Annotated in this window: 6 protein-coding genes; 1 reads left to right on the top strand and 5 read right to left on the bottom strand. The window is 67.5% G+C overall.

Translation table 11 applies throughout. The features are described from left to right. Positions 1-116: 116 nt before the first annotated feature. A complete protein-coding gene (locus ACWEN0_RS47305; protein ID WP_451988298.1) occupies positions 117-251 on the bottom strand; it encodes a hypothetical protein in 135 nt (44 codons plus the stop codon). 130 nt (positions 252-381) lie between these two features. Then, complete coding sequence (locus ACWEN0_RS47300; protein ID WP_451988296.1) at positions 382-1,023, bottom strand: TetR/AcrR family transcriptional regulator; 642 nt, start codon at positions 1,021-1,023, stop codon at positions 382-384. A gap of 150 nt (positions 1,024-1,173) precedes the next feature. On the opposite strand from ACWEN0_RS47300, the gene ACWEN0_RS47295 reads away from it, so the two are divergent. Continuing rightward, complete coding sequence (locus ACWEN0_RS47295; protein WP_451988294.1) at positions 1,174-2,301, top strand: PucR family transcriptional regulator; 1,128 nt, start codon at positions 1,174-1,176, stop codon at positions 2,299-2,301. Positions 2,302-3,375: 1,074 nt separating this feature from the next. On the opposite strand, the gene ACWEN0_RS47290 is transcribed toward ACWEN0_RS47295, so the two are convergent. The 3 genes from ACWEN0_RS47290 to ACWEN0_RS47280 all read right to left on the bottom strand — a co-directional run bounded on the left by ACWEN0_RS47290 (position 3,376) and on the right by ACWEN0_RS47280 (position 7,403). Continuing rightward, positions 3,376-4,986 carry an alpha/beta hydrolase gene (locus ACWEN0_RS47290; protein ID WP_451988300.1) on the bottom strand — a complete coding sequence of 537 codons (1,611 nt, stop codon included), beginning with the start codon at positions 4,984-4,986 and terminating at the stop codon, positions 3,376-3,378. 362 nt (positions 4,987-5,348) lie between these two features. Further along, positions 5,349-6,311, bottom strand: coding sequence for a hypothetical protein (locus tag ACWEN0_RS47285; protein ID WP_451988292.1), 963 nt, complete (start codon positions 6,309-6,311; stop codon positions 5,349-5,351). A gap of 138 nt (positions 6,312-6,449) precedes the next feature. After that, the gene (locus ACWEN0_RS47280; RefSeq protein ID WP_451988290.1) at positions 6,450-7,403 is read right to left on the bottom strand and encodes an ABC transporter substrate-binding protein; all 954 of its coding nucleotides are present in this window, start codon (positions 7,401-7,403) and stop codon (positions 6,450-6,452) included. Positions 7,404-7,588 lie beyond the last annotated feature (185 nt).

The following is a 7,588-nucleotide window of genomic DNA, read 5'->3' as shown; positions in this document are numbered from 1 at the left end:
TCTGTCCCCCCCCCCACCACACCCTTCCCCCACACCCGGGGGTTTGGGGGGGCCGGCCCCCCCCCCCCCCACGATCGGGTGACTTCGCCGCATTCGGCGGCGAAGTCACCGGTGGTTCAGTTCTTCCAGTCCTTGTGGTACTGGCCGCTCAGGTTGTCGGAACCGCCGGCGCCCCAGCCTTCGGTGTCCTCGGTGAAGAGGCCCACCAGCTCCACGGCCGGCGCCTCGTACTCGAACTCGATCTCGTCCATTGTGGATTCCTTTCGTGTATCGCCGTGTTCCGGCACCTCCGACGTTTCCACCGGACGAGCCGATTCGGGCGCCCTCGCCGCGTCCCGTTCGCGAAAGCCACCCGGGAGCGTGTTTCCCATCCGGGAAGGGTCACCGGGGAACCCCCTGCCCGGTCCGCCTCGCCCGGTCACCGGCCGGGGTGAGCAGGGTCTGGAGGGCCGATCCGAGGTACCACTGGATCCGCTCCGGTTCAGCCCGGCGCAAGCCGGCCGCCCGCTCGACGTCGTGCAACAGCAGGAAGCCGGACATGACCGCCTCGACGAGCAATGCCCGCAGTTCGGCGTCCGGTCCCTCGAGGTGGCGGCTGACGACCGTGGCGTAGCGCTCGCCCAGGACATCGGCGACCGAGCTCAGGCTCCCGGGCGAGTCGATCGACCGGAGCATGGTCCGGAACATGTTGGTCAAGGCTTCACCTGCCCCCGGCGCGCCGGAGGCGACCATGTGGCGCGCGACGAGAGCACGACCCCACAGCGAGGGCGGAACACTCTCGAACAACTCCACCTGCCCCAGCAGATCGGGTTGCTGCCGCACGATCTGCACGAGGAGCTCCGCCTTCGAACCGAAGTACCGGTTGACCAACGCAGGGTCACAGCCCGCGACATCCCCGATCGTCTTCAAGGTCGTGGCCGTGAAGCCGTGCCGGGCGAACAGGTCGGCCGCGGCCGTGAGGATCGCGGCTCGTGTGCGCTGGCCGTCGCGGCGCGGCGCCCGCGCCGGCTTCTTGATCGTCATCGGCGGGCTTCCGGAAATGCGCAGCTCAGGACCATGATCCGGAGCTTAACGTCAATACCTGGCGCAGCCTGCGGAAACGGGTCATAGTGTCGGCCGGGCACACAGAAGGAGACCGGTGTACGCCACCGGACACCGGTTCGGGGGCCAGCAGTGAAGACCGCGACGATCGCGAACGACCTCAAGATCAGCTACGGAGCGCACACCGCCCCCATCGTGGCGGAGACGATCGGCCGGTGGCGCGAACGGTGCCCGGTCAGCGACCGGCGGGCGGACCACACGGGCCGGATAGCCGAACGTCTCGTGCGCTGGAACCTGCACAGCCCGCGGCCGGACGAGGACGTGCCGGCCGGGATGCGGCGCCTGGTGCACCGGCTGGCCCGGCGCTGCGCGGCCCGCGATGTGCCCAAGGACACCCTCGTTTCGTGCGTGCTCGACGCGCTCACGGTGACGAACCGGGTGTACTGGGGTGCGGCCGAGCCCGAGGACGCGGCCGGGGTGACCGCCCTGACCCAGCACGCGAGCCGGGTCGTCAAGACCCTGATCGAAACGGTCGACGACGCGTACTACCGAGAGCTCTCGGAGACCGGAAATCACCTCCGCGCCCGCTCGGTGCTCATCGACCAGCTTCTGCGGGGAAACACCCGGTCGGACGCCGCACGACGCTTCGCCGACGAGGACTTCGCGTCCTGCTGGGTGATCGTCCTGCGCGGCCCCGGTCCGCAGTTGCGTTCACTCGCCGCGAACCACCTCAGCCGGGTCACGGCCGGCGAGGGGATAGTTCTGCTGCAGGGCAGTGGCGAACTCGCGAAGTGGGAGGCCCTGTCCGAGTCGGCCGAAGCTGCCGGGCTGAGCGGTGCGGCGTGTTTCGCCCGCGACCTGGCCGAAATTCCGGCTTGCCTGGCGAATTCCCGGCTCGCCGCCGGGCTGTGCCACGCCGCCGGGCACCGCGGTGTGCTGCCCACCGAGTGCCTGCTTCTCGAATCGGCGCTTGCCACCACGCCCAGCCTCGCCGCCGGGCTGACGAAGCCGCTCCGGCCGCTGGGTCCCCGGCCGGACCTGATGCTGACTCTCGCCGAGTTCTACCGGAACGACCTCGACCGGCAGCGGACGGCCAGGAGGCTCGGCGTAGACCGGCGAACGCTCACCAACCGCCTCACCCGCATCCGGCGGCTCACCGGTCTCGACCCCCTTTCCAGCTCCGGTATCCGGATCCTCACAACGGCGTTGACCGCGAAGACGTTCTCGCCGTGCGAGAACGGTCCGGGTACGCCAGAGTGAGCAAATTTCGGTGTACCGGAACGACGGCCGAGCACGGGTCCGCAAACTACCGGTGCCGGTCCCGCCACTCGGCTCGGTGACCACGTCGGCGTTTTCCCACCCTGGGAATCAGCTGGGAAATCCTCGTGTTCTGTTGCCACTTGGCTGGCTCTGCGCTTTCCTTGATGAGCCGGGTCCGGCACCCCCCACCGGATCCGGCCTCATCCACCTCCTCGGCACAAGCCCCGGAGAGTTTTGTCCGGTGCGGCCACGGAGAAACGTGAAACCCGACCGGGCTAGCGCAAGATCCGGCATCGTGAAGTTTTCGGCAAAAACAGGAACAGCCGCATCCCAGGCTCCTGGTAATCGACGGGGAAAGCACTCCGAATCGTTGTAACCGAGGCCGGGAAGAGATCTTCCGAAAGGGCTGCCTCACGTGACGTGCGGGCGGCGGTCTCCTCCGTGTCTGACTCCCGGGAATGCTTCACGGCCAAAACTCTCGACTAGACGGCCATCGAACCGGCCGGCCACGGAACGCTCCACCGTGGGGTACCGGCGCTCTCCGGGATGGCAGCGCCGCTCCCTGGGCCGGTCAGCCGAAATGGTCCGCGACCCGCGGATCACGGACACGACCGGCGTCCCGCTGCAGATCACCTCGGGGCTGGTACTCGCCCGGCTGAGAAAGCCGCGGGGCACGATCCAGCAGTTCGAGTCGCTCTTGACTCGCTACGGCAACTGTTTCTTTCTGCTGCTTCCCGTGCTCCGCTGCTCGGCGAGGAGACTGCTGAGGACAGCCGCGGTTCTCGCCGTCGGCTCGTCGGTCGCGAGCGCCGACCCGGCCGAAACTCCGGACCGGGCAAAACCTGATCGGCAGGCCCTTCACCGGGTTCCACTTCGTGCCCGTCTTCATCGTCGTCAATAGCCGCGGACGACTTTCAGCTCGTTTTGCCCGTGGGCGCGTTCGGTGTCAACCCGAACCGTACTCTTCGCGTTCGCGTCACGTACCCGTAGCCGGCTCACGCAAAGAAAGGCGGGCGCACATCGGTTTCGGCGCGCCCCCCTTCCGTTGGGAGAAGGGTGGGCGCGCCGAAACTCTCAGGACCCGGCCACCTGGAACGGCGGGGTGTCCGGCTGGAACACCTGGCCGTCGGCCGGAACCTCCAGATCGATCAGGTAGTCCGCCACGGCCTTGTCGACGCCGAGCGCCCCACCGAGGATGCAGTGGCCGAACGCGTCGACCGACAGCAGCCGGGAGTTGCCGAGCTCGGCCGCCATGCGCTGGCCGAACTTGTACTGCGTCGCCGGGTCGTAGTAGTTGCTGACCACGACGACCGGGACGTCGGTCTTGGCCCGCCACGGGCCGCGGTAGACGTCCGGCTTCTTCGCCGGCCACACCGGGCAGCCCGCCGTGTCGGCGAACGCCTGGTAGCGGCCGAAGGTGCGTGACTCGCGCTCCCACTTCGCGGCGATGTCCGGCACCTGCTCCTGCTTGATCCTGAAGGGCTTGTCGGAGCAGTTGACGGCGAAGTACGAGTCGTCGCTGGTGTAGGGGCTGTCCGGGTTCTGGTCGGCCAGGCCCTGCCGGCTCTGGCCGATCACCTCGAGCTGCGTGGCACGCAGGGCCTGCGCTTGCGCACCCGAAGGGTGGATGACGTCGTAGAGGGCCTGCAGGTCCCGGCCCAGCTTGGCCATGGCACTACGCCGGTTCAGGACGCTGGCCACCGAACTGGTGAACGCGTTCAGATCGGTCGGGGCGTTGCCGGGGATGGTGATCGGCTGTTCGCGCAGGTGCTCGCGCAGCTCGTCGAACTTCGCCCGCGGGTCTCCGGCACCGAACGCGCACGCGGCCTCCACCTCGTGGCACTTGTCCAGGAACGCGTCGAGCGCGATCTCGGTGCCCTGCGCGCGTTCCCGGTCGTACTGCACGCCGTCGCCGGTGCGCAGCGCCGGGTCGACGTTGCCGTCGATCACGATCGCCCGCGTCTGCTTCGGGAACATGGCGGCGTAGGTCGCCCCGATCAGCGTCCCGTACGAGAAGCCGGCGTAGGTCAGCTTCTGGTCGCCGACCGCCGCGCGCAGCGTGTCGAGGTCGCGCACGACGTCCTTCGTGGACATGTGGCTGAGCAGCGAGCCGGCGTTGTTCTTGCAGAACTGCCCGTAGTCGCGGTAGCCGGCGAGGGTCCCGGAGATCTCAGTGCGGCTCAGCGGCACCGGGATCTGGGCGCCGAAAACCTGGTCGGCATCCTCTTTGGTGGTGAAGCAGCGCAGCGGGTTGCTCTGCCCGACACCGCGCGGGTCGAAGCCGATCAGGTCGAACCGGTCGAGGACGGCCGGCTGGAAGTAGTTGTGCCCGCTGATCGGCATCCGCAGGCCCGAGCCGCCGGGGCCGCCGGGGTTGAGGAACAGCGAGCCGACGCGATTGTCCGGTGTACGGGCGGCGCGCCTGAGCAGCGCGATGTCGATGGTGCCCAGCGCGGCGTTGTCGTGGTCGATCGGCACGCGGTAGCGGGCACAGCTGTAGTAACCGGCCTGGTCCGCCGGCACCTGTTTGAGCGTGTCGGCCGAGCAGGCGCCCCAGCTGACGGCGGCGGTCGCACCGACGACAGCCGGTTCGGGAGCTGCTCCCGGTGCGGCGGCCGCGACGTCCGCGGTCCCGGCCAGGCTGATACCGGTCACCAGGACCCCCACGAGCGCGAGCGAAAGTATCCGGCTATTCATGGATCTCGGCAAGACGATTCCTTCCTCGTTTCGGCAGAGTGGACAATCAGCCGCGAACGTCACCCGAAGTGAGCGACGGCGTGCACGAACCGGTGCGCGTCCACCGTTCCGACTCCCGTCGCCTGGTCGTAGCCGGGTACGGCGGCAAAACCGGGATAAGCCGGGTTGGGGTGCTTCCCGGTCGGTTTGCTCACGCCGTCCGTGACATCCACGACTCCCGCGGGAGCACCAACGCGTGCGAGAGAGTAAAGCTGCCCGTTCAGGTTGCCGAGCCGGGCGCCCCGTGCGTCGATCGCGAGGGCGGCGATTCCGGCGAAAAGCCCGGTGGCCTGAACCGTCCCGCCCGAGTTCTACCAGCTGTCGAACTCCGGCAGAGTGCTTCCGTGATACCACATGGCCGCGTCGTCGGCAGCGGTGATGCTCACGTCGGGGATCAGCCGCCGGGTCGGGTCACCGGCTCGAACCTGCTTCTGGTAGTCGGGCCTGGCGAAAATCTTCGAAGTGTACCCGCCGCCGAACTCCCACGCGGCATCCGCGCCGCGGCGGGTGCCGTCGTCCTCAAGGGTCAGCCGGGTACCACCGACCGCCGTGACCACGGGGTCAGAGCTCGGCCAGAAACCACCCGGGGTCGTGGAACCACCGCGGTTGCCCGAGGCCGCCAGGACGGCAACGCCGTGCTTCGCGGCTTCGACAATCGGTCGCCGGAGGTTCAGCAGGGCCGAGTAGTCACCCTTGTCATACCCCGGCAACGTGTCTTCACGGACGCCCCAGGCCAACGTGACGACATCGGCCCCGGCTTTGCGGTCGAGGTAGGCAACCGCGTCCATCATCTCGGCGACGCCGTCCAGCCCCTTCGTTTCCGCGAAGCCGTCCACGTCACCTACGCCCCCGCTGGTCGCGACCACTATGCCGGCTGCCGGCGCGGCGGCGTGGATCGCCTGCACCTGGACGGCCAGTTCGTGCGCCAGGAGGTAGTGGTCGATGTCGGACCGGTCGAAAGAATAGTGCGCGCCGACGTCGACGATCCGGAGATCGCCAGCAGGCAACCCGAACTGCGCACTGAACGCAGCGCCGTCCGCGGACAGAGCCTGACTGGCGACCGAGGACGCCACACCGATCACAACTCCCTTTCCGGTGATTCCCTCGGCCGCGACACGGTCGATTCCGTATGCGCGGCGGATTTGCTGCGCCGAAAAGCATTGGACTTCATAGAATTTGACACACTCAGATGTCGGAATCGGACTGGGAGCGGGGAGCTGCTGTTTCGCCGCCGCCTGCGCTGTAGTCATCACCAGGTCAGCGGCAACGAGCATAAAGATAACCCGTTCTTTTTCTCACAAGAACAATACTCTACAGTTCACACTGCCGTCGAAACACATTTCTTTCACGAAAACGAGACGACCACGCCGATTGTGAGTGGGGATGCAAGAAATCACCTATCAGTCTGAAAGCTAACCCCTCGGCTGAGGTGCGATCATCGGCGCGACGTCGACCTTGGCGTCGAGGACTCCGAGTGACCGCAGCAAGTCGGGAACCCGTTGGATCCGGCGCGCGTCCAGAATGCTGGTGAAATTGGGCAGGGTCATGAGAGCGGCGATGTCGGGCTGCACCTTCGCGTGCTTGACCACGAGGTTCTCGACCTTCGACCGGTCGGCGGCGGCTTCGCGGGTCGCTCGGAGCATGGCGCGCTGGAACGCGGCCATCGTCTTGGGGTGGCTTTCGACCCACTTGGCCGTTGCCGTGTAGCCGGTGATCGGGAAGTCCCGGGTGGCGCCCGAGGCGGCGTCGGCGACCGGGATCGCGCCGATGCTCTTCGCCGCCAGCGTCAGGAACGGCTCGGGCTGGTACGCGGCGTCGATCTCCTCGGACCGCAGCGCCGCCGCCATGTTGGGCAGCGGCATCTGGATCCACTGCACCGTGCCGGTGTCGATGTTGTGTTCCTTCATGACCGACCTGGTCAAGATGTCCGAAGCAGCGTTCTTCGAACTGATCGCGACACGTTTCCCCGCGAGGTCCTGAATTGTCTTCACCGGCGAGTTCGGCACCGTCACGATCTGGTTGCTCTGAGCGCTGGCCGAGGTGGCGTCCGCGACCAGTTTGAGATCGGTGGCGCCGCCGGCTTTCGCGACGAACAACAGGGTGTACGTGGTCAGCGCGATGTCGGCGTCACCGCTGATGGCCTTCGTCATCGACTTGTCCCCGGAAGGAGCGACCTCGACGTCGACGTCGAGGCCTTCGGCGCCGAAATAGCCCGCTTCCTGGGCCAGCCAAAACGGCGCGAGATCGACGGTCGAGATGATCGAAACCCTGAGGGACGCGCTTTCCAGGGCCCCAGCGGACGACGGCGGTTCTTCGCCTGAACCACCCAGCGCACTGCACCCGGTGAGACCGAGCACAGCCGCCATCGCACCTGCCAACGCACCACGTCGCGTGACCAACGCCTACTCCCGGAGATCGCGGCACCCGGCAAGAGACCCTTGCGGGAGAAAACCGACAGCGCACGGTAAGCCGGACAGGCCGCAGTTCCCTTTGTTGTGCGTCGTTCTCGCAAAATGGCCGCCGGTCTGGTGCGGTCCCGGAAAACCGGTGA

It is taken from the genome of Amycolatopsis sp. NPDC004378 (assembly GCF_053602455.1).
Note: the sequence above shows the minus strand (reverse complement) of the source record. Positions and strands in the feature narration are given on the sequence as shown.